Source organism: Rhizobium sp. 01N447_2, assembly GCF_056399245.1.
The window spans coordinates 67,080-87,860 of the sequence record NZ_JBFTQY010000009.1; the positions used below are offsets into that span (position 1 = coordinate 67,080).

Sequence of the window (20,781 nt, forward strand, 5' to 3'; positions counted from 1 at the left end):
CACCGCAACATATTGTATTTACATGTCTTTTTAACCATAGTGGAAATTTTCCGAAATGACGGAAATTAAACCCTGAATCAGGGCTCCTCACAATTCGGAGCTCAACCGGGAACAAAAATCGCCAATGCGTGTTTCTCGTCCATCCAAATTGCCGATGAAATGAAGGAAACACACCATGCTTGGCACAATACTACTTGTTATCCTCATTCTGCTCTTGATCGGAGCCTTGCCGAATTGGGGTTATAGCCGTGGCTGGGGCTATGGACCTTCTGGCGGTTTGGGGCTAGTTCTCGTGATTATCATTATCCTTGTACTGATGGGCCGCGTCTAAAGGCCAACTAACCTGGGGAGTTACGACATGATGAAGAAGATTGTTCTTATTGGTGCGCTCGTCGGCGCACTCGCATCTTGCACAGCGACCGAACAAGGCACGGCGATCGGCGCCGGCACCGGGGCGGTCATCGGCGGTGTCGTCACCAACAGCTGGGGCGGCGCAGCCGTCGGCGCTGTTGCCGGTGGCCTGACCGGCGCTCTGATCGGTCACTCGGTCGAACGCCGCGGCTACTGCGTCTATCGCGACCGCTACGGCCGCCGCTACGAGGCCCGCTGCTGATCGGCAAAAGCATCTCGGACTCCCAACGGGCGCTTCGGCGCCCGTTTTCTTTGCTGGCCCATTCGTCAACGTGACGTTGACAATCGGTTGCGAAAGTCAAATCTACCACCGCCCAACGGGCAGGCACATATTTCTTTCACGAGTGCAGCGGCAGGCACAGCCGCCGAGCGCAGTTGAAAGGAACGCCCCCAGTGACCCAGATTTTTCTTGAACTCTCTCATCGTCGTTCTCATCGCGTCGGCTTTCCTGACGACCGCGATATCAGCCCTCAGCAGCGAAGACCGTTCGCTGCGCAAAGTGCCGGCCAGAGTTCGGACACATCGACATCCGAACACCGACCGCCGCTCTTGATCTTCCCGAAAACGCACCACCACTTCGGCCACAAGATCGCCGCCGGCATCACCGGGAGACGTCGATAAACAGCAATGGCGCGTCCTGCCGGACGCGCCATTGCCTTGAATCTAATCCGTACTGTTCACTCGAAGAAGCAATGTCTAGGCGAAGAACTGTCCGCCATTGGCCGTCAGCGTCGAACCGGTGATGAAGCCGGCATCGTCGGAGACGAGGAAGGTAACGCAGCGCGCGATCTCTTCCGGTTCGCCGAGACGACCGACGGGGATCTGCGGAATGATGCGTTCGTTCAGCACCTTCTCCGGCACGGCAAGCACCATTTCCGTTCCGATGTAACCGGGGCAAATGGCGTTGACGGTGATGTTCTTGTTCGCGCCTTCCTGAGCCAGCGCCTTGGTGAAGCCGAGATCGCCTGCCTTGGCCGCCGAATAGTTCACCTGGCCCATCTGGCCCTTCTGCCCGTTGATCGATGAGATATTGACGATACGGCCGAAGCTGCGGTCACGCATGCCGGTCCAGACCTGATGCGTCATGTTGAACAGGCCGGTGAGGTTGGTATTGATCACCTCGTGCCACTGCTGCTGCGTCATCTTGTGGAACATCGCGTCGCGGGTGATGCCGGCATTGTTGACGAGGATTTCGACCGGCCCGATCTCGCTTTCGACCCTGGCAATTCCCTCGCCGCAGGCGAGGTAATCCGAAACATCCCATTTGAATACCGGAACGCCGGTAACGTCGTGGAAGGCATTGGCCTTCTCGTCGTTGCCCGCATAGCTGGCCGCGACCCTGTATCCGGCATTTTTCAGTGCCATGGATATTGCCGCGCCGATGCCCCGTGTGCCCCCAGTGACCAAAGCCACTCTGCTCATGTTCCGCTCCCCTTTTGTTTATCGCCCCGCCATATGGCGGGATTTTCAATCAATTATGGATCGTATGCTATTTAAAGCGATTCAAAGCACATGGCCACACCCATGCCGCCGCCGATGCAAAGCGTTGCGAGACCCTTCTTCGCGCCGCGGCGCTTCATTTCAAACAGCAGCGTGTTGAGAACGCGCGCGCCGGAGGCGCCGATCGGATGGCCGATCGCAATCGCCCCGCCGTTGACGTTGACGATCGACGGATCCCACCCGAGATCCTTGGTGACGGCGCAGGCTTGCGCCGCGAAGGCCTCGTTGGCTTCGACGAGATCGAGATCGTTCACCGACCAGCCGGCCTTCTCGAGCGCCTTGCGCGAAGCCGGGATTGGTCCAGTGCCCATGATCTGCGGATCGACACCCGCCGTTGCCCAGGAAACGATGCGGGCGAGCGGCTGGATGCCGCGCCGGACCGCCTCCGCTTCGCTCATCAGCACCGCCACAGCGGCGCCATCGTTGAGGCCGGACGCGTTCGCGGCCGTGACCGTGCCGTCCTTGTCGAAGGCCGGGCGCAATTTCCCCATCGCCTCCAGCGTAGCGCCGTGACGGATATATTCGTCGGCATCGACCGTAACGTCGCCCTTACGTGTCTTGATGACGTAGGGGATGATCTCGTCGACGAAGCGACCGGCCTTCTGCGCTGCCTCCGCCTTGTTCTGCGAGCTGACGGCGAATTTATCCTGGTCATCGCGCGAAAGCTGCCACTGGCGCGCAACATTCTCGGCGGTGATGCCCATGTGGTAGCCGTGGAAAGCGTCGGTCAAGCCGTCCTTGATCATCGTGTCGATCATCTTCATGTCGCCCATCTTGACGCCGCCGCGTAAGTGCGCGGCATGCGGGGCCATCGACATGGATTCCTGGCCGCCGGCAACGATGATCTTGGCGTCGCCGGTGGCGATCTGCTGCATGCCGAGCGCAACCGCGCGCAGGCCCGAGCCGCAGAGCTGATTGACGCCCCAGGCCGTCGCTTCCTTCGGAATGCCGGCCTTCATCGCCGCCTGGCGGGCCGGGTTCTGGCCCTCGCCGGCGGAAAGCACCTGGCCGAGGATCACCTCGTCCACCTCGCCGGGATCGACGCCGGCGCGCTCGAGCGCACCCTTGACGACGGCCGCCCCGAGCTCATGCGCGAGAACCGTCGCGAAAGCGCCATTGAAGGCGCCGACTGCTGTTCGCCCGGCGCTGGCGATGACGATGGATGGATTGCTCATGGGGACGCTCCTCGTTTTCGTCTCACTTACATAAGTGGAAACTGGCAAAGCTTGGAGCACAAGTCAAACGCGAAGACCGGCAGCCTTCCGCGAAAGCCCGATTCATCTGCTCTGTGAAAGGTTTGCCGCATCGCACAAAGAGATTGTCACCGGCCTTCTTTTGCGTTTACAGTCTCAAGTGGAGGAATATCCATAAATCAGACGGGGGTTCAGGAGACTGATATGGCGAAGCATGAGGGTCAGATCGTTATCAAGAAATACGCCAATCGCCGCCTATACAACACGGGCACCAGCACCTACGTGACGCTGGAAGACCTGGCGGAGATGGTGAAGAAGGGCGAAGAATTTACCGTACAAGATGCAAAAAGCGGAGATGACATCACCCATTCGGTGCTGACCCAGATCATCTTCGAACAGGAATCGAAGACCGGCAACACGTTGCTCCCGATCTCCTTCCTGCGCCAGCTCATCACCTATTACGGCGACCAGATGCAGATGGTCGTGCCGAGCTTTCTCGAACATTCGATGCGCTCCTTCACCGAACAGCAGGCCCAGATGCGCGAGCAGGTGACCCGGGCTTTCGGCGAAACGCCGCTCGGCAAGAACCTGCAATTACCGATGCAGATGGTCGAGGACCATGTTCGCCGCAACACAGAGCTGTTTCAGCAGGCGATGCAGATGTTCTCGCCCTTCATGACGCCGCCTGCCAAGGAAAGCCGCAAGGCCGAGGCCAAGGATATCGACGAGCTGAAGGAACAGCTCCGCGCTCTTCAGAACAAGCTCGACAACCTATAATCCGATCGAGACATCCCGCCCGGCGCTCCGGATCGACACGGCAAAACCGCCGATGACATCGATCAGAGCGATCGTCATCAAAATGAAGAACACCTGCGTCGCAGCATCCCGGACGAGCAAAAACTCAACCAGGAAGGCGATGAACACCAGCATCGACAGCATGTGGTTGACGAGATTGCCGGGACCGGTTCTGGTCGCTTTGAGGATTTCGAAAAACAGCACGACAAGTGCGATGACGATGAAAAGATCGCCGAGCGCCATGCTCCAGATGGCGCCCGAGATCATCGACAGTACGATGATATCATGTTGCAGTGCCGGAATGCCGCCATCGCCCATCAGGCCCAGCATCGCAAGATTGTAAAGAATAAACGGGATAATCATTAGGGGCATGGCGGCTATCATCTGCAATCTCCCAGCGCATCATGGAAGAATACTGCCGCAAACCGTTGCCTGACTGCAAGTCATTGCAAATATTATATCGTCGAAATGCAAAAGGCCGGCGTGACGCCGGCCTTAAAACTTTGATCGGACAAGCCGGATCGGGAAATTATGCGCTTTCCTTCGGCGTCAGAACCTGGCGGCCGCGATACATACCGGTCTTCAGGTCGATATGATGCGGGCGACGCAGTTCGCCGGAGTTCTTGTCTTCGACGTAGGTCGGAGCCTTCAGGGCGTCTGCCGAACGGCGCATACCGCGCTTGGACGGGCTTGTTTTTCTCTTCGGTACAGCCATTTCTCTTACTCCACTTGCGGGCAAAACATTCCCACGGCCACACTGGCGGCCGAAACGGACATGTCGCGATTTCGGAATTTGGCGCGCTTATACATGCAAGGGGTGGCCTTGACCAGTCCCCATGCGTATTTTTTGCGAAGCCGATGATTCCAGGCTCAGACTTCGTCCTCCGGTACGATCCAAGGCTCGGCGCGGGCCGCCTCTTCCCATTTCCGCCAGGCCGGATGCGCCTTCATGGTCTCCATATAGGCCAGGATGTCGTTTCGGCTGACGAGATCATAGATGTCGAACCGGTTGACGACAGGCGCAAACATCGCATCCGCCCCGCTGAACGCGCCAAAGAGAAACGGTCCGCCGGATTGCTGCAGGAGGTCGCGCCAGATCGTCTCGATGCGGCTGATATCGGCGTCGACACCATCCGGCAACGCGATCTTGCCCTTCGTCCGGCGGATATTCATCGGGCAGGCGCTGCACAGCGCCCGAAAGCTCGAGAGCATTTCCATCGAAACCGAGCGGGCGAGCGCCCGCTCGGCCCGATCCCTCGGCAGAAGGCCGGCGTCCGGATAAAGTTCGGCGACATATTCGATGATCGCCAGCGATTCTCAGATCTTCAATGCGCCGTGCTTGAGAAGCGGCACCCGCCCGGTCGGCGATACCGCCTTGATATTGGGATTGCCACCCGCATCGTCGAAGGGGATCAAGACCTCCTCGAAATCGATTCCGGCAGCCGTCAGCGCCATCCACGGCCGGAACGACCAGGAGGAATAGTTCTTGTTGGCGATGTAAAGCGTCGGTTTGTCCATCAGGCTCTCCCGTTCAGGCTTCGAAATCGAAGATCAGCAATTCGTGGAAATGGTTCATATCCTCGAACATGCAGAATGCCGGCGGTGTCAGCTCGAAAACAGCGGCCTTGCGGCGGATATCGTCGGCCACGTCATCGAGCATCGCCTGCCAGCGCGGCAAGGCTTCGTCCTMCAGCCGTTCGATCGCATAGGCGAAGGTCATGTGGAACTTATAGTCCTCATGGTTCGGCTGGCGATAGCCGAGAAGATCGGCCAGTGCGCTGCGCCAGGCGCGCATGACCTTGCGGTCGTTCGCCGTGGCCCCGTCGACGAGCAGGCCTGACGGACGCGCTTCGGCGATGGCGACCTTGAAGGGGTCGAACATCGAGAAACCTTCCAGCCTGGCCGCCATCAGCGCGGTCATGTCGTCGATCGGCGTATCGAGCGGGAGATCGCCCGGCCAGCAATCCTGGCGGCRCCTGGTCTCGATGACACCTTCGAAAAGCGTCATGTGAATGCTTGAAATCGGCGTGAAGAGGAACTGCGGAGCCTCGGGCATCGCCAGATATTTCTCACGCGCCTCGATCAGTACTGACTGCGTCTGCGAGCCCTTTTCGAGATGGCAAACGATGGTGTTGCCGGCTTCCGGCAGAAAGCCGCCGACCTTGCGATAACGGCTGCCGAGATGGGCGGGCGGGGTTGGATTGTGCCTCTTCGAACAAAAGAGAAGCTCGGGCGAAAATGTCGTGATGGTCATGGGCGACTCGGGGGCTCTGGTTGGACTGCATTCGCCCATATGGCAGAACCAAGAATGTCAGATGACACTTGCCGCTCTAACTATATAATTTAGAACAGGATTCAGATTTTAGGCGGACCCGGCCTAAAATCATCCTGTTCTAGCGACAAGTTCTGATCTCAGTCATAGATGCACTTGATGTAATCGCCCGAACCTTGTGCGCGTCTCTCGATCACGCCGGCGAGCCGGCGAAGGCCTCGTCCGGGCTTGCCGGCATTGCGGTCGATCGGGTTTGGCAGCGAGACGGCAAGCAGCGATGCCTGGCGCCGCGTCAGCTTCGAGGCCGGTACCTTGAAATGATGCTGGGCCGCCGCCTCGATACCGTAGATGCCGGGACCCCATTCGGCGATGTTGAGATAGATTTCCATCAGCCGCCGTTTCGACAGGACGAAATCCGTGGTCACCGCGAGCGGAAGTTCCAGCGCCTTGCGCACGAACGAGCGGCTGTTCCAGAGGAAGAGGTTCTTCGCCGTCTGCATCGGGATGGTGCTGCCGCCGCGCGTCGCCTGGCCTTTCAGCGTATCCTCGACCAGCATGCGCATTTCCGCCCAGTCGACGCCGCCGTGAAAGCAATACTGCCCGTCCTCCGACATCATCACCGACTGCACCACAACCGGGGCGATTTTATCCAGCGACACCCACTGCCTGTCGTAACCACGCAGCAGCACGAGATCGCGCAGCATCAGCGTCGAGACGGGGTGAATAAAGGGCAGCAGATAGAAAAAGATCAGCGCATAGGGAAGGATCAGCACGATCAGCACGGCGAGAACAATGCGTTTCAACACACGCCGGTCTTCGAACCATCGCCGACGAGCCGGCATGTCGACGCTGTCCTCTCTCTCTGGCGCTATATCCAATGTCCCCAGTCCGATTTCGCTCCTGTCGTTCTCATAACGCCTGTGCAGAGCTTATGCCAGAGTGCGTGGCGAATCTTGCTGCCGCCATCGACAATTCCGTTGCAAGCCCGGGGGCGCTCATGCCAAACAGCGCCCATGGACGCGAACCGGGACACTTTCGAGACGAGGCTGAAGAACAACGCCCGCGAGATCGAGGCGCTGCTTGACGCATTGCTTTCACCAAATGCTCTTTCCGATGAAATCGCCAGGCCCGAGACGCTGCGCGATGCCATGCACTATGCCGTGTTGAACGGCGGCAAGCGGCTGCGCCCGTTTCTCGTCGTCGAAAGTGCAGCCCTTCTCGGCGGCGACGCTGAGGCGGCACTTCGCGTCGGCGCCGCACTCGAATGTGTCCACTGCTATTCTCTCGTACATGACGACTTGCCGGCCATGGACGATGACGACCTGCGCCGCGGTAAACCGACGGTGCACATAAAATTCGACGAAGCGACGGCAATCCTCGCGGGTGACAGCCTGCTGACCTATGCCTTCGACATCATCGCCGCGCCGGAAACGACCCTTCCCGATTCGAGCAAGGCATCGCTTGTGCTGGCCCTTGCCCGCGCAGCCGGTCTCGGCGGCATGGCCGGCGGCCAGGCGCTCGATCTCGCGGCGGAAAGGCAGGTCCCTGACGAGGCCGGCATCATCCGGCTGCAGGCGATGAAAACGGGCGCGCTGATCCGCTTCGCCTGCGAAGCCGGCGCCGTCATCTCGGCAAGCCTGCCGGAAGATCGCCGCCGGCTGCGCGCCTTCGGCGAAAAGATCGGCCTTGCCTTCCAGCTTGCCGACGACATTCTCGATCTGACCTCGGATGCGGCGACCATGGGCAAGGCAACCGGCAAGGATGCGGCCCGCGGCAAGGGAACGCTGGTGGCCCTGCGCGGCATGGAATGGGCCGAGGTCCAGCTCCGTGAGCATGTCCGCGATGCCGAGGCGCTGCTGGCCCCCTATGGCGCCCGCGCCTCGACCCTTACCGCCGCGGCGCATTTCATCGCCGACCGGAAGAACTAGAGCCTTTCCTGGTCAGGCGGCAAATATCTCCTCGAGGGCGGAAACCAGACGGGCACACTCCTCGTCCGCGCCGATGCTGATACGCAGGAAGTCCGAAATACGCGGCTTGGCAAAATGCCGGACGAGAATGCCGCGCTCCCGCAGGGCGGCTTGAAGCGCTGCTCCCGAACGGCTTTCGTGCCTCGCGAAAACGAAATTCGCCTGCGACGGCAAGACCTCGAAACCCAAAGCTTCAAGTTCAGAACCGAGGCTTTCCCGGCTGGCGATGATTTTCCTCCGGCATGTCTCGAACCACGCCTCGTCCTTGATCGCCGCCGTCGCGGCAAGCTGCGCCAGACGATCGAGCGGATAGGAATTGAAACTGTCCTTGACCCGCTCCAGCGCCTCGATCAGCGGCCGCTGTCCCAGCGCGAAGCCGATGCGCAGACCTGCAAGCGAACGGGATTTCGACAAGGTCTGGATTACCAGCAGATTGGGATGCGTGGATATCAGCGGGATGGCGCTTTCACCGCCGAAATCGACATAAGCCTCGTCTATGACGACGACCGCATCCGGATGGGCGGCAAGAAGTGCTTCGATACCGGCAAGCGGCAGGCCGATACCGGTCGGTGCATTCGGATTGGGGATGATGATCGCGCCGCATGGTCTGTCGTAATCTTCCAACCGGATGCGGAACCCATCATCAACAGGCACCTCGATCGCTTCGACGCCGTATAGCAGGCTATAGGTCGAATAGAAGGCATAGGTCACATCGGGGTAGAGAAGCGGCCGCTCATGTTTCAGCAGCGCCTGAAACACATGCGCAAGAACCTCGTCGGAGCCATTGCCGACGAATACCTCTTCCGCCGTCAGGCCGAAATGGGCCGCGATCGTCCCGCGCAATTCCATGGCGGAGGGATCGGGATAGAGCCGCAGACGATCGTCCGCCGCTTCCCTGATCGCCTCGAGCGCCTTCGGAGACGGCCCGTAAGGGCTCTCGTTGGTATTGAGCTTGACCATGTTCGGGATGCGGGGCTGCTCGCCCGCGACATAGGGCCGAAGCTTGCTGACGATTGGCGACCAGTACCGGCTCATGCGAACTTGCGGGCGCTCATTCCGCCGCCGTCCGCTGGCCGAAACGCTTCTCGATATAGTCGACGACAAGCGCTTCGAAGTCGGCGGCGATATTGGGACCACGCAGCGTCAACGCCTTCCGGCCGTCGATGAAGACGGGGGCCGCTGGCGTCTCGCCGGTACCCGGAAGCGAAATGCCGATATCGGCATGTTTGCTTTCGCCCGGCCCATTGACGATGCAGCCCATGACGGCGACGTTCAGTGCCTCGACGCCGGGATATTTCTCGCGCCAGACCGGCATGTTCTTGCGGATATCGTTCTGGATGTTCTGGGCGAGCTCCTGGAACACCGTCGACGTCGTGCGTCCGCAGCCCGGACAGGCCGCAACGACGGGTATGAACTGGCGGAAGCCCATGACCTGCAGGATTTCCTGCGCCACCTGGACTTCGCGCGTGCGGTCGCCGTTCGGCTCCGGCGTCAGCGACACGCGAATCGTATCGCCGATGCCGTGCTGCAGCACGAAGCCCATCGCCGCCGACGAGGCGACGATACCCTTGGTGCCCATGCCGGCTTCAGTCAGGCCGAGATGCAGCGCATGATTGGAGCGTTCGGCAAGCATGGAATTGACGGCGATCAGGTCCTGCACCTGGCTGACCTTGGCCGACAGGATGATGCGGTTGCGCGGCAGGCCGATCTCTTCGGCAAGGGCTGCCGAAAGCAGCGCCGACTGCACGATCGCCTCGCGCGTCACCTGCCGGGCCGAAAGCGGCGACCCGGCTTCGGCATTCTGGTCCATCAGCGCCGTCAGCAGATCCTGATCAAGCGAGCCCCAGTTGACGCCGATGCGCACCGGCTTGTCATAACGGATCGCCATCTCGATGATCTCGGCGAACTGCTTGTCCTTCTTGTCCTTGAAGCCGACATTGCCGGGGTTGATGCGGTATTTCGCCAGCGCCGCGGCACAATCAGGATGATCGGCGAGCAGCTTGTGGCCAATATAGTGGAAGTCGCCAATCAAAGGCACGTCCATGCCGAGGCGCAGCAGCCGCTCGCGGATCTTCGGCACGGCGGCCGCACTCTCGTCGCGATCGACGGTGATGCGCACCAACTCCGAGCCCGCCCGGTGGAGAGCGGCGACCTGCGCGACGGTGGAATCGACGTCGGCCGTATCGGTGTTCGTCATGGATTGCACGACGACCGGCGCCCCGCCGCCGACGATGACGCCGCCGACATCGACGGCAACGGAAGCGCGGCGTGGTTTCGGATCAAAATCGGCGGCTGACAACATGAAGAGTTCTTGCACCCCTAAAACATGTCGCGCAAAAGTGTGCAGCGGTTTTGCGATAACGACATGCGAAAAATAAAGACCTAAAGCGCGAGGAGCAAATCTGAAAGATTGCGACGCGCTTTAGAAACAGTGCCTTTCAGGTGGATCATGACCGCTTTCTTGTCAACCGCCCCTGATATCACTTTTGTTGGGGAGGCGGCTCAGTGACCGCCTCCGGTCGTGCCGTCGGCATAATGGGCCAGCTTGGAGAGCAGGAGAACGACGATGAGCAGCACCGGCAGCGCCATGAAAACGACGGCAAAGCCGATATGCTCGGCGACAAAGCCGATCAACGATGGCGCAACCAGCATGCCGGAATAGCCCATGGTCGTGACCACCGAGATGGCGATGCCGGGCTTGAGGCCGGGTATGTTGCCCGCCGCCGAGAAGGCGATCGGCACCATGTTGGAAATGCCGATACCGCAAAAGGCAAAGCCCAGGATGGCAATCTCGGCATTGGGTGCCAGGCCTGCAAGCAGCATGCCGACGATGGCAAACAGCGTGCAGATGCGCAGCGTCTTGACGCCGCCCAGACGGTCGCGCACCAGGTCGCCGCCAAAGCGCATGATTGCCATGGTCGCCGAAAAGGCTGCGAAGCCAAGACCGGATAGTGCCACGGATGCATCCATTTCCTGCCGGAGATAGAGTGCGCCCCAGTCGAGAACCGCACCTTCAGGCACCATGCTGAACAGCGCCATCAACCCGAGCAGCCACGGCAGCGGCACCATCGGCAGCTTCGTCTTTTCCTTCTTGGTGTCAGGATGCGGCGGATCCGCAAGGATCATCGGCCACGCGACGGCAAGGAAGATTGCCGCCAGCACCGTCGCCAGTTGCGCATGGCCGAGCACGCCGAGCTTGGAAATCACGATGCCGCCGAGACCGGAGCCGATCAGTCCGCCAAGGCTCCAGAAAGCGTGACAGGACGACATGATGGCGCGGCGCATGGATTTCTCGACCGACACCGCATTGGCATTCATCGCCACATCCATTGCGCCGATGAAGCCGCCGAACAGGAAGAGCGAGATTGCCCCGGTCGGCACATTTGGCGCGAGCGTCAATGCCAGCAGCAACGGCAGCAAGCAGACAGCCAGTACCTGAACGACGACACGCGAGCCGTGTTTGGCGATCTGCGCACCGGCGATCGGCATCATGACCAGCGAGCCGACGCCGAAGACGAGGATCATCAGCCCAAGCTCGAACTTGGTCAGCGCCAGACGCTCGGCAAAATCCGGGATCTTCGGCGCCCAGCAGCCGACGACAAAACCGTTCATGAGAAAGAGCAGGGAAACCGCCGCCCTGCTTCTGGTAATGAAGCCGCTCCGGGCTCCCGGCGTACTCACATGACTATCCATTTCCGGTCTTTCCTCATTGCCGGGCTTGCTTGGCCCGGTCTCCCTAAACTCTATGACGTCGCCTCAGTTCGTTTTCTCGGCGAGAACAGTCCTGCATCCGCGCTCGCGGTAACCGGCGAGAATGGCCGGATCGGCATCGTGCTCGACGACCAGGCATTCGCAATGCGCGACCGGCAGGATGCTATGGGGGGCCGCAGTGCCGAATTTCTCCGAGGTTGCAGCCACCAACACCCTTTTGCTCCTGGATGTCGCAAACCGCTTGAACTCCGCATCCTCGAAGCCGAACACCGTGATGCCGGCCTCGAGATCGACGCCGCAGGCGCCGAGAATGCAGAGATCGGGCGAGATCTGCTCCATATCCCGCAAGGCCTTGGCGCCGAGCGAACCGCCCGTCTGCCGGTCCACCATTCCGCCGATCAGGATGACGGCGACGGCAGGCTTGTCGATCAGCGCCGCGGCAATCGCCGGCGCATTCGTCGCAGCCGTCAGTGGTAGTTCGGCCGGCAACGCATTGGCAATCGCCAGATTGGTGCTACCGGCATCGAAGAACACGGTCGAGCCGGCGGCAATCTGCTTTGCCGCAGCGCGCCCCAGCGCCTGTTTCCGGTCAGCGGCAAAGCCGATACGCTGCGTCAGGCTTCCATGCGCCGGCGAGACCGGCAATGCGCCGCCATAGACCCGCTCACAGAGCCCTGCCGCCGCCATCTCGCGCAGATCCCGCCGCACCGTATCCTCGGAGACACCGAATTCGAGCGCAAGCTCCGTCGCCAGCACGCGGCCATTCAGCCGCAGCCTCTCGGAAATCACGCCTTGGCGCTCTCGCAACAAAAAATCCTGCATGTTCCTACCGGATCGAGATCTCATAAACCGAAAACGTGCATAAACGCTTATGATCATGCAGGCAATATGCACGGTTACACGTTTTCTGACGTTCGGAAACAAAGCTGCACTACCAGAGCGAATATGCCCTATTGACCGGTCTTGAAGGCGGGAATATCGATTGCTCAATCCCGATTCCCGCCGGCATATCCGCCACCTGGTGCTTTCTCCCCGTGAAAAACTCCGTCAGCCTGGGCATCCTGCTCACGACCGTCGCCTATATGGCGTTCACCTTCCATGACGCGATCATCAAGATCCTGGTTTCAAGCATTCCCGTCTGGCAGATCCTGTTTTTCCGCAGTCTCACCATCCTCGTCGGTTGTCTCGCCTATGGTCGCGGCAAGCTCGTCCGCCAGACGATGACATCGCCGATCATCAAGCCGATGGTCGCCCGCAGTATCCTTCTGCTCTGCGCCTGGCTTTCCTATTATTCCGCCGCAAGCCGCCTGCAGCTTGCCGAAGTGACCACGCTTTATTACGCCGCACCTGTCGTCGGCACCYTGCTGGCTTGGGTCATCCTGAAGGAGAAAGTCACGCCGGCGCGCTGGCTGGCCGTCGGCGTCGGCTTCGGAGGCGTTCTCATTGCCTGCAATCCGATCGGCCTCACCATCTCCTGGCCGGTCTATCTAGCGCTGCAGGCAGCCGTGCTCTGGGCCTCCGCCATGGTGCTGCTGCGCAAGACCTCGCTGCACGAGAAGACCATTATCCAGCTCACCGTTTCCAACGTCTTTTTTCTTGCCATGACCGGCATTGCCGTGATCTGGACATGGCAGACCCCCGATATGACGCAGCTCGCGCTCCTCATTGCCACCGGCGTCGTTGCCGGCTGCGCGCAGTTCGCTCTTTTCGAAGGCATGCGCCAGGCGCCCGTCTCCGTGCTTGCGCCATTCGAATATAGCTCTCTCGTCTGGGCCTTCCTCCTGGGTTATCTGATCTGGGCCGACATCCCGACACACAATGTGGTCGTCGGCGCAGCGATGATCCTCGGCGCCGGAGTGATCATCATCGTCAGCGAGAGGCTGCGCCGCCGCATCACCGCTTGATGCCTGTTTCTGCCGGATTCATGGTTCGAGCGGCCGTTTGAGAAAAATATTTGCAGTTGCTGCTTTTATTCGCAGTTTTCTACGCTTCCGGCGCCATAATTTTCTGCCAACTATCCTCATCCGAAGCACCTCCCAAGGATGGATGAAACAATGAACTGGTTGAAAACCGTCGCCGCCGCCGCCCTCATTCAGGCTGCGGCCCTCCTGCCTGCCCATGCCGGTGAAAACCTCGCCGCCATCAAATCGGCCGGCGTCTTCAAGATCGGCACCGAAGGCACCTATGCGCCCTTCACCTATCACGATGAAAGCGGCAAGCTCGTCGGCTTCGATGTCGAGATCGGCGAAGCGATAGCCGCCAAGCTCGGTGTCAAGGCCGAGTTCGTCGAAGGCAAGTGGGACGGCCTGATCGCCGGCCTCGACGCAAAGCGCTACGACACCGTCATCAACCAGGTCGGCATCACCGAAACCCGCAAGCAGAAATATGATTTCTCCGAACCCTATATCGCCTCCAAGGCCGTGCTGATCGCCCGCGACGGCGACGACAGCATCAAGTCCTTCGCCGATCTGAAGGGCAAGAAGGCCGCACAGTCGCTGACCAGCAACTTCGGCAAGCTCGCAACCGAAGCCGGTGCCGAGCTCGTCGGCACCGACGGTTTTGATCAGTCGATCCAGCTCGTGCTGACCAAACGCGCCGACGCCACGATCAACGACAGCCTCTCCTTCCTCGATTTCAAGAAGCACAAGCCGGACGCGCCGGTGAAGATCGTCGCCGAGCAGGAAAATGCCGACTACTCCGGCGTCATCATCCGCAAGAACGAGCCGGAGCTTCTCGCCGAAATCAACAAGGCGCTTGCCGACATCAAGGCCGACGGCACCTACAAGAAGATCGCCGACAAGTATTTCGGCCAGGACGTTTCCAAGTAATTTAAATTCCTCCCCATCCCCTCCCCACAAAGGGAGGGGTTTCGATGATGCTGCTCTCATCTCAAAACAGMCTCTCAGCCAACAGCGGGGTCGCTATTTGGTGCGTCCGGGCCTCCGATAAACCCTCCCCCTTGTGAGGAGGGGTTGGGGAGGGGTATTCCATTTCAACGTAGCAACCGACGAGAGGGAACTCCCTTGGCGCACTGGCTCCAACTGATGGCGGAATCGCTGCCCTCGCTCCTGTGGGCGGGGCTGATCTTCACCATTCCGCTGACCCTGATATCCTTCGTCTTCGGCCTGGCCCTCGGGCTCGCCACCGCGATCGCCCGGCTCTTCGGGCCGACGCCACTTTCCGCCATCGCGCGCTTCTATGTCTGGGTCATCCGCGGCACGCCGTTGCTCGTTCAGCTCTTTGTCATCTTCTACGGCCTGCCGAGCCTCGGCATCCTGCTCGATGCCTTCCCGGCCGCCCTCATCGGCTTCACGCTGAATATCGGCGCCTACAGCTCCGAGATCATCCGCGCCGTCATTTCCTCGGTGCCGAAGGGCCAATGGGAGGCCGCCTATTCGATCGGCATGAGCTGGCGCCAGGCGATGGGCCGCACCATCCTGCCGCAGGCCGCTCGCGTCGCCGTGCCGCCTTTGTCGAACACCTTCATCTCTCTGGTCAAAGACACCTCGCTTGCCGCGGCCATCACCGTGCCGGAGCTTTTCCAGGCGGCGCAACGCATCGTCGCCACCACCTATGAGCCGTTGATCCTCTATATAGAGGCGGCGCTGATCTATCTCGTCCTGAGCTCCGTCCTCTCGCAGCTGCAGGTGCGGCTGGAACGCCGCTTCGCGCGTTATGGCGGCATGCTGGAGGCAAATGCATGATCGAGCTTTCCAATATCGAAAAACGCTTCGGCGACGCCATCATCCTCAAGGATATCAGTATCCGCATCCCCGAAGGCAGCGTCACCGCGCTGGTCGGGCCTTCCGGCGGCGGCAAGAGCACGCTGCTGCGCTGCATCAACCTGCTCGAAATTCCGACCGCCGGCTCCATCCGCCTCGGAGAGGAGAAGCTGGCCTTTGCGCCGGGCAAACGAACGAGCTGGCAGGCGATCCAGAAGATCCGCCGCCAGACCGGCATGGTCTTCCAGAACTTCCAGCTATTCCCGCATCAGACCGCGATCGAGAATGTCATGGAAGGCCTGGTGACGGTGTTGAGATGGCCGAAGGAAAAAGCGCGCGTGCGTGCGATGGAATTGCTGACCAAGGTCGGCATGACGCACAAGGCCGATGCCTGGCCTTCGACGCTGTCGGGCGGCCAACAGCAGCGCGTCGCGATCGCCCGCGCACTGGCGCCGTCGCCGCGCGTGCTTCTCTGTGACGAGCCGACATCCGCCCTCGATCCCGAGCTTTCGGCCGAAGTGGTCGATGTGCTGGGCCAACTTGCCAGCGAAGGCACGACGATGGTGATGGCAACCCACGATCTCCGGCTCGCCTCCAAGATCGCCAATGACGTGGTTTTCCTGGAAGCCGGCAGCGTGGTGGAAACGGGCAGCGCCAGGGCGATCTTCAGTGCGCCGGAGCGCGAGCRCACCAAACGCTTCATCTCGACGATCAACGCCGCCCATACTTACGATATCTGAGCTAGAGCATGATGCCGAAAAGTGTGAGCGGTTTTCGGACGACATCATGCTCTATTTCTTTGATTTAGATCCGGATGATTTTAGGCCGACCTGGCCTAAAATCATCCGGATCTAATGCCGGGATGCGAACATCCCGGCATTGCTGGAACTCCAATCAGGAGGCGGTGACGACCGAGCGCGCCGCCTTCAGCGCATTGCCCCACCAGGTGAGCTGGTCGAGCTGGTTCTTCGCCGCTTCGTTGAGATGCGCGTAATCGCTGAGGCTCTTGCCTTCCTTGAGGATGCCAAGATATTCGCCAAGCGCGATATGTACGCCCGTTTTCACCGAAGCCGCCCCCATTTCCACGAAGATCAGGCGAAGATGCTCGACCGCACGTGCGCCGCCGACGCCGCCGTAACCGACGAAACCGACCGGCTTCTGGAGGAACTCGCCGAGGTCGATGGCGTTCTTCAGAACCGCCGTCGGAGCGTGATTGTACTCGGCGACGGTAAAAATGAAGCCGTCGAATTCACGCAGCTTCTTTTTCCAGCGCTCTGCCGTCTCGCTTTCAGCGGTCGTGGCACGCTGCTCACCGAAAAAATGCATGGGGTAGTCGAGCAGGTCGAGAACCTCGACCTCGATGTCATGGCGCTCGGCGGCGATAGCGGCAATCCACTTGGCCGGATGCTCGGCAAAACGGCCGATACGCGTGCTGCCGACGATGACGGCAATCTTCAACTTGCTCATGGATATTGTTTCCTGGGTTGGTCTTGGGGGCGGATGGCCAAGTTTATGAGAAAGCCTCCGCGCCGGGCAAGGCGCGGAGGCTGCTAACTCTCAGCTTTTTGACAGGCCGATCGTACACGATCGGGTGAATGGAGCCGGTTCGCAAAGGCGCTCAAGGGCGCTGTTCAACGACGGCCACTTGTTGTTCAACCTGCGTAGACGACGAGCAGGTCCTTGGCATCGATCTGGTCGCCGGCCCGCACCAGCACTTCGGAAATCGTGCCATCCTTTTCCGCATGCAGCGCCGTTTCCATCTTCATCGCTTCGATGGAGACGAGCACGTCGCCGGCATTGACCGCCTGGCCGGGCGAGACGAAGACGCGGCTGATGACACCCGGCATCGGCGCACCGACGTGAACGGCATTGCCCGGTTCGGCCTTGCGGCGGACGGCGGCCCCAGTCGCCCCATGGGCCCGGTCCGGCACCTTGATGCGGCGCGGCTGGCCGTTGAGCTCGAAGAAGATGGTCACCATGCCCTGGCTGTCGGTCGCGCTCATCGCCTGGTTGACGATGACGAGCGTCTTGCCGCGCTCGATATCGGCAAACAGTTCCTCGCCGTCCTTGAGACCGTAGAAATAGGCGGGCGTCGGCAGCACCGAGACCGGGCCGTAGGTATCGGAGGCGAGCGCGAAGTCGGTGAAGACCTTCGGATACATCAGGTAGGAAGCGAATTCGAAGTCGCTGATCTCGCGCTCGAGCTTTGTCTCGATGACTTTACGCTCCGCATCGAGATCGGCCTCCTTGAGCAGTGAGCCGGGACGCACGGTATAGGGCTTGTCGCCCTTCAGCGCCTTCTTCTGCAGCGCCTCAGGCCATCCTGACGGCGGCTGGCCGAGATCGCCCTTCAGCATCGAGACCACCGATTCCGGGAAGGAGACTTCCTTGTCGGGGCTGACGACATCGGCAACCGTCAAGTCCTGGGACACCATCATCAGCGCCATGTCGCCGACGACCTTGGAAGACGGYGTCACCTTGACGATATCGCCGAACATCTGGTTGGCGTCGGCATAGGCCTGCGCCACCTGGTGCCAGCGGGTCTCGAGGCCGAGCGAGCGGGCCTGTTCCTTGAGGTTGGTGAACTGGCCACCCGGCATTTCATGCAGATAGACTTCGGATGCCGGACCCTTCAGATCGCTTTCGAAGGCGGCATACTGGTTGCGCGCCGCTTCCCAATAGAAGGAAACGCGGCGGATCCATTCCGGATCGAGGCCCGGATCGCGCTCCGTACCGCGCAACGCCTCGACGATCGAGCCGAGACAGGGCTGCGAAGTATTGCCGGAAAGCGCATCCATGGCGGCATCGACGGCATCGACGCCGGCATCGACAGCGGCAAGAACGGTCGCGGCCGCAATCCCTGAGGTATCATGCGTGTGGAAATGGATCGGCAGGCTGGTCGCCTCGCGCAGCGCCTTGAACAGAACCTTCGCAGCCGCAGGCTTGAGGAGGCCTGCCATATCCTTGAGCGCGATGATATGCGCGCCGGCCTTCTCGAGCTCGACCGCAAGGTCGGTATAGTATTTCAGATCGTATTTCGGACGGGCCGAGTTCAGGATGTCGCCGGTATAGCAGATCGCCGCCTCGCAGAGCTTGTTCTCCTCGGCAATGGCATCCATCGAGACGCGCATGTTCTCGACCCAGTTCAGACAATCGAACACCCGGAAGAGATCGATGCCGCCCCTGGCCGCCTGGCGGACGAAATATTTGACGACATTGTCGGGATAATTGGTGTAGCCGACGCCGTTGGCGCCGCGCAGCAGCATCTGCAGCAGAAGGTTCGGCGCGCCCTCTCGGATCAGTGCCAGGCGCTCCCACGGGTCCTCGGTCAGAAAACGCATGGAGACGTCGAAGGTCGCTCCGCCCCAGCATTCGAGCGACAAAAGGCCTGGCAGCGCATGCGCATAGGTGCCTGCGATGCGGGCGATGTCATAGGTGCGCATGCGGGTGGCGAGCAGCGACTGATGGCCGTCGCGCATTGTCGTGTCGGTCAAAAGCACGCGCTTCTCGTTGCGCATCCATTCGCCGAATTTCTTCGGGCCGAGCGTGTCGAGGAGCTGCTTCGTACCATCCTTGACCGTATTGCCGTTGGCATAGGGAACCACCGGCTCGGCCGCGTTATCAAGCGGCCTCGGCCTGTCCTTGGCTTCGGGGTGACCATTGACGGTGACGTCGGCGAGATAGGTCAGGAGCTTCGTGGCGCGATCCTGGCGCTTCACCTGCTGGAAGAGTTCCGGCGTCGTGTCGATGAAGCGTGTCGTGTAGCTGTTGTCCATGAACTTTGGATGGCCGATGATCGCTTCGAGGAAGGTCAGGTTGGTTGCCACGCCGCGAATACGGAATTCGCGCAGCGCCCGATCCATGCGGGCGATAGCTTCGGATGGGTTGGGTGCCCATGCCGTAACCTTCACGAGAAGCGGATCATAAAAGCGGGTGATGATGGCGCCCGAATAGGAAGTGCCGCCATCGAGGCGGATGCCGAAACCAGACGCTGAGCGATAGGCGGTGATACGGCCGTAATCCGGAATGAAGTTATGCTCCGGATCTTCCGTGGTGATGCGGCATTGCAGCGCATGGCCGTTGAGACGGATATCTTCCTGGCGCGGCACGCCCGATTCCGGCGTGCCGATCGCAAAGCCATCGAGGATGTGGATCTGCGCCTTGACGATATCGATGCCGGTAACGACTTCGGTCACCGTATGCTCGACCTGGATGCGCGGATTGACCTCGATGAAATAGAATTTTCCGGTATCGGCATCCATCAGATATTCGACGGTACCCGCGCCGATATAATTGGTCGCGGCCGCGATCTTCAGCGAATAGGCGGCGAGTTCCTGGCGCTGCGCCTCCGAGAGATAGGGCGCCGGAGCGCGCTCGACGACCTTCTGGTTGCGGCGCTGGATCGAGCAGTCACGCTCGAAGAGATGCACGACATTGCCATGCGTATCGCCGAGAACCTGGCTTTCGACATGGCGGGCGCGCTCGACGAGCTTTTCCAGATAGACCTCGTCCTTGCCGAAGGCCGCCATCGCCTCGCGTTTGGCTTCCGTCACCTCGCGGGCGAGATCCTTTGGATCGCGGATCGCGCGCATGCCGCGCCCGCCGCCGCCCCAGGAGGCCTTCAGCATGACGGGATAACCGATCCCTTCCGCCATCTTCGCCACTTCGGCCATGTCTTCCGGCAGAGGCCCGGTGGCCGGCACCACAGGCACGCCGACCGAAATCGCCAGATTGCGCGCGGCGACCTTGTTGCCGAGCTGGCGCATCGTATCGCCCTTCGGGCCGATGAAGATGATGCCGGCCTCGTTGCAGGCATCGACGAATTCGGGGCTTTCCGACAGCAGGCCGTAGCCGGGATGAATGGCATCGGCGCCGGAGAGCTTCGCGACCCTGATCACCTCCGCGATCGACAGATAGCTTTCGATCGGACCCATGTCCTTGGAAAGATGCGGGCCGCGGCCGACCTGGTAGCTCTCGTCCGCCTTGAAGCGGTGCAGCGCCAGCTTGTCTTCTTCCGCCCAGATCGCCACCGTTTTTATTCCAAGTTCGTTGGCCGCACGGAACACGCGAATGGCAATTTCAGAGCGATTGGCAACGAGAATCTTGGAAATGGGCAAAACGGTCTCCTCAGACGTTCAGACGCGGGCATGCTGCACCCGCGAAGGAAATTCTTAACTTCTTGTCACAGAAAGTTCAATTTATCTTGCGAC

At 60.6% G+C, this 20,781-nt stretch carries 21 protein-coding genes and 1 pseudogene; 9 read left to right on the top strand and 13 right to left on the bottom strand.

The window, feature by feature from the left end:
* Positions 1–175 precede the first annotated feature (175 nt).
* The 3 genes from AC1ECN_RS07460 (at position 176) to AC1ECN_RS07470 (ending at position 1,032) form a co-directional block, all read left to right on the top strand.
* A complete protein-coding gene (locus AC1ECN_RS07460) occupies positions 176–331 on the top strand; it encodes a DUF3309 family protein (protein ID WP_007632343.1) in 156 nt (51 codons plus the stop codon).
* Between the two features lie 27 nt (positions 332–358).
* Entirely contained in the window at positions 359–613 is a 255-nt protein-coding gene (locus tag AC1ECN_RS07465) for a YMGG-like glycine zipper-containing protein (RefSeq protein ID WP_018071981.1), read from the top strand.
* 191 nt (positions 614–804) lie between these two features.
* Positions 805–1,032 (top strand): hypothetical protein, encoded by a 228-nt coding sequence (locus AC1ECN_RS07470; protein WP_163861921.1) that lies wholly within the window; start codon positions 805–807, stop codon positions 1,030–1,032.
* A 75-nt stretch (positions 1,033–1,107) separates the two neighbouring features.
* Here the strand turns inward: AC1ECN_RS07470 and phbB are convergent, their stop codons facing one another.
* Together phbB and AC1ECN_RS07480 are read right to left on the bottom strand one after the other, a co-directional pair.
* The gene (gene phbB / locus AC1ECN_RS07475; protein WP_024320486.1) at positions 1,108–1,833 is read right to left on the bottom strand and encodes a beta-ketoacyl-ACP reductase; all 726 of its coding nucleotides are present in this window, start codon (positions 1,831–1,833) and stop codon (positions 1,108–1,110) included.
* Positions 1,834–1,904: 71 nt separating this feature from the next.
* On the bottom strand, positions 1,905–3,086 hold the full coding sequence (locus tag AC1ECN_RS07480; RefSeq protein ID WP_024320487.1) for an acetyl-CoA C-acetyltransferase: 1,182 nt from the start codon (positions 3,084–3,086) through the stop codon (positions 1,905–1,907).
* A 222-nt stretch (positions 3,087–3,308) separates the two neighbouring features.
* Here AC1ECN_RS07480 and phaR point away from each other — a divergent pair, with 222 nt between their 5' ends.
* On the top strand, positions 3,309–3,881 hold the full coding sequence (phaR, locus tag AC1ECN_RS07485; RefSeq protein ID WP_003543798.1) for a polyhydroxyalkanoate synthesis repressor PhaR: 573 nt from the start codon (positions 3,309–3,311) through the stop codon (positions 3,879–3,881).
* Here phaR and AC1ECN_RS07490 read toward each other — a convergent pair.
* From AC1ECN_RS07490 to mtgA, 5 genes and pseudogenes are all read right to left on the bottom strand, one after another.
* Positions 3,876–4,283 carry a hypothetical protein gene (locus AC1ECN_RS07490; RefSeq protein ID WP_003543801.1) on the bottom strand — a complete coding sequence of 136 codons (408 nt, stop codon included), beginning with the start codon at positions 4,281–4,283 and terminating at the stop codon, positions 3,876–3,878. The genes phaR and AC1ECN_RS07490 overlap by 6 nt on opposite strands.
* Before the next feature lie 145 nt (positions 4,284–4,428).
* On the bottom strand, positions 4,429–4,614 hold the full coding sequence (gene rpmF, locus AC1ECN_RS07495; protein WP_003543812.1) for a 50S ribosomal protein L32: 186 nt from the start codon (positions 4,612–4,614) through the stop codon (positions 4,429–4,431).
* 155 nt (positions 4,615–4,769) lie between these two features.
* Positions 4,770–5,417 (bottom strand): annotated as a pseudogene (locus tag AC1ECN_RS07500) (glutathione S-transferase family protein).
* 13 nt (positions 5,418–5,430) lie between these two features.
* Positions 5,431–6,153, bottom strand: coding sequence for a DUF1868 domain-containing protein (locus tag AC1ECN_RS07505; protein ID WP_477952631.1), 723 nt, complete (start codon positions 6,151–6,153; stop codon positions 5,431–5,433).
* Positions 6,154–6,311: 158 nt separating this feature from the next.
* Positions 6,312–7,049, bottom strand: coding sequence for a monofunctional biosynthetic peptidoglycan transglycosylase (gene mtgA, locus AC1ECN_RS07510; protein WP_018071975.1), 738 nt, complete (start codon positions 7,047–7,049; stop codon positions 6,312–6,314).
* Positions 7,050–7,184: 135 nt separating this feature from the next.
* On the opposite strand from mtgA, the gene AC1ECN_RS07515 reads away from it, so the two are divergent.
* Positions 7,185–8,099 carry a polyprenyl synthetase family protein gene (locus AC1ECN_RS07515; protein WP_130673279.1) on the top strand — a complete coding sequence of 305 codons (915 nt, stop codon included), beginning with the start codon at positions 7,185–7,187 and terminating at the stop codon, positions 8,097–8,099.
* Between the two features lie 12 nt (positions 8,100–8,111).
* On the opposite strand, the gene hisC is transcribed toward AC1ECN_RS07515, so the two are convergent.
* The 4 genes from hisC to AC1ECN_RS07535 all read right to left on the bottom strand — a co-directional run bounded on the left by hisC (position 8,112) and on the right by AC1ECN_RS07535 (position 12,671).
* Entirely contained in the window at positions 8,112–9,173 is a 1,062-nt protein-coding gene (gene hisC / locus AC1ECN_RS07520; RefSeq protein WP_130673280.1) for a histidinol-phosphate transaminase, read from the bottom strand.
* 16 nt (positions 9,174–9,189) lie between these two features.
* Positions 9,190–10,440 (bottom strand): flavodoxin-dependent (E)-4-hydroxy-3-methylbut-2-enyl-diphosphate synthase, encoded by a 1,251-nt coding sequence (gene ispG, locus AC1ECN_RS07525; protein ID WP_018071972.1) that lies wholly within the window; start codon positions 10,438–10,440, stop codon positions 9,190–9,192.
* A gap of 200 nt (positions 10,441–10,640) precedes the next feature.
* A complete protein-coding gene (locus AC1ECN_RS07530) occupies positions 10,641–11,831 on the bottom strand; it encodes an MFS transporter (protein ID WP_130673281.1) in 1,191 nt (396 codons plus the stop codon).
* A 63-nt stretch (positions 11,832–11,894) separates the two neighbouring features.
* A complete protein-coding gene (locus AC1ECN_RS07535) occupies positions 11,895–12,671 on the bottom strand; it encodes a DeoR/GlpR family DNA-binding transcription regulator (RefSeq protein ID WP_026170897.1) in 777 nt (258 codons plus the stop codon).
* A 131-nt stretch (positions 12,672–12,802) separates the two neighbouring features.
* Between AC1ECN_RS07535 and AC1ECN_RS07540 the strand changes: the two genes are divergently transcribed.
* The 4 genes from AC1ECN_RS07540 (at position 12,803) to AC1ECN_RS07555 (ending at position 16,311) form a co-directional block, all read left to right on the top strand.
* Positions 12,803–13,753 carry a DMT family transporter gene (locus AC1ECN_RS07540; RefSeq protein WP_018071969.1) on the top strand — a complete coding sequence of 317 codons (951 nt, stop codon included), beginning with the start codon at positions 12,803–12,805 and terminating at the stop codon, positions 13,751–13,753.
* A 150-nt stretch (positions 13,754–13,903) separates the two neighbouring features.
* Positions 13,904–14,677: an amino acid ABC transporter substrate-binding protein gene (locus AC1ECN_RS07545; RefSeq protein ID WP_017995516.1), complete on the top strand. Its 774-nt coding sequence runs from the start codon at positions 13,904–13,906 to the stop codon at positions 14,675–14,677.
* A 195-nt stretch (positions 14,678–14,872) separates the two neighbouring features.
* Positions 14,873–15,553, top strand: coding sequence for an amino acid ABC transporter permease (locus AC1ECN_RS07550; RefSeq protein ID WP_130673282.1), 681 nt, complete (start codon positions 14,873–14,875; stop codon positions 15,551–15,553).
* Positions 15,550–16,311, top strand: coding sequence for an amino acid ABC transporter ATP-binding protein (locus AC1ECN_RS07555; RefSeq protein ID WP_477952635.1), 762 nt, complete (start codon positions 15,550–15,552; stop codon positions 16,309–16,311). Before AC1ECN_RS07550 ends, AC1ECN_RS07555 begins: the two co-directional genes overlap by 4 nt.
* 154 nt (positions 16,312–16,465) lie before the next feature.
* Here AC1ECN_RS07555 and AC1ECN_RS07560 read toward each other — a convergent pair whose 3' ends face one another.
* On the bottom strand, positions 16,466–17,038 hold the full coding sequence (locus AC1ECN_RS07560) for an NADPH-dependent FMN reductase (protein WP_018071966.1): 573 nt from the start codon (positions 17,036–17,038) through the stop codon (positions 16,466–16,468).
* Positions 17,039–17,223: 185 nt separating this feature from the next.
* Positions 17,224–20,688, bottom strand: a complete 3,465-nt coding sequence (gene pyc / locus AC1ECN_RS07565; RefSeq protein ID WP_130673283.1) for a pyruvate carboxylase — start codon at positions 20,686–20,688, stop codon at positions 17,224–17,226.
* Positions 20,689–20,781: the final 93 nt, after the last annotated feature.

Coding starts and splice junctions, on each gene's coding strand:
- AC1ECN_RS07460 (WP_007632343.1), top strand. CDS start 176: ATGCTTGGCACAATACTACTTGTTATCCTCATTCTGCTCTTGATCGGA.
- AC1ECN_RS07465 (WP_018071981.1), top strand. CDS start 359: ATGATGAAGAAGATTGTTCTTATTGGTGCGCTCGTCGGCGCACTCGCA.
- phbB (WP_024320486.1), bottom strand. CDS start 1,833: ATGAGCAGAGTGGCTTTGGTCACTGGGGGCACACGGGGCATCGGCGCG.
- AC1ECN_RS07480 (WP_024320487.1), bottom strand. CDS start 3,086: ATGAGCAATCCATCCATCGTCATCGCCAGCGCCGGGCGAACAGCAGTC.
- phaR (WP_003543798.1), top strand. CDS start 3,309: ATGGCGAAGCATGAGGGTCAGATCGTTATCAAGAAATACGCCAATCGC.
- AC1ECN_RS07490 (WP_003543801.1), bottom strand. CDS start 4,283: ATGATAGCCGCCATGCCCCTAATGATTATCCCGTTTATTCTTTACAAT.
- rpmF (WP_003543812.1), bottom strand. CDS start 4,614: ATGGCTGTACCGAAGAGAAAAACAAGCCCGTCCAAGCGCGGTATGCGC.
- AC1ECN_RS07515 (WP_130673279.1), top strand. CDS start 7,185: ATGGACGCGAACCGGGACACTTTCGAGACGAGGCTGAAGAACAACGCC.
- hisC (WP_130673280.1), bottom strand. CDS start 9,173: ATGAGCCGGTACTGGTCGCCAATCGTCAGCAAGCTTCGGCCCTATGTC.
- ispG (WP_018071972.1), bottom strand. CDS start 10,440: ATGTTGTCAGCCGCCGATTTTGATCCGAAACCACGCCGCGCTTCCGTT.
- AC1ECN_RS07530 (WP_130673281.1), bottom strand. CDS start 11,831: ATGGATAGTCATGTGAGTACGCCGGGAGCCCGGAGCGGCTTCATTACC.
- AC1ECN_RS07535 (WP_026170897.1), bottom strand. CDS start 12,671: ATGCAGGATTTTTTGTTGCGAGAGCGCCAAGGCGTGATTTCCGAGAGG.
- AC1ECN_RS07545 (WP_017995516.1), top strand. CDS start 13,904: ATGAACTGGTTGAAAACCGTCGCCGCCGCCGCCCTCATTCAGGCTGCG.
- AC1ECN_RS07560 (WP_018071966.1), bottom strand. CDS start 17,038: ATGAGCAAGTTGAAGATTGCCGTCATCGTCGGCAGCACGCGTATCGGC.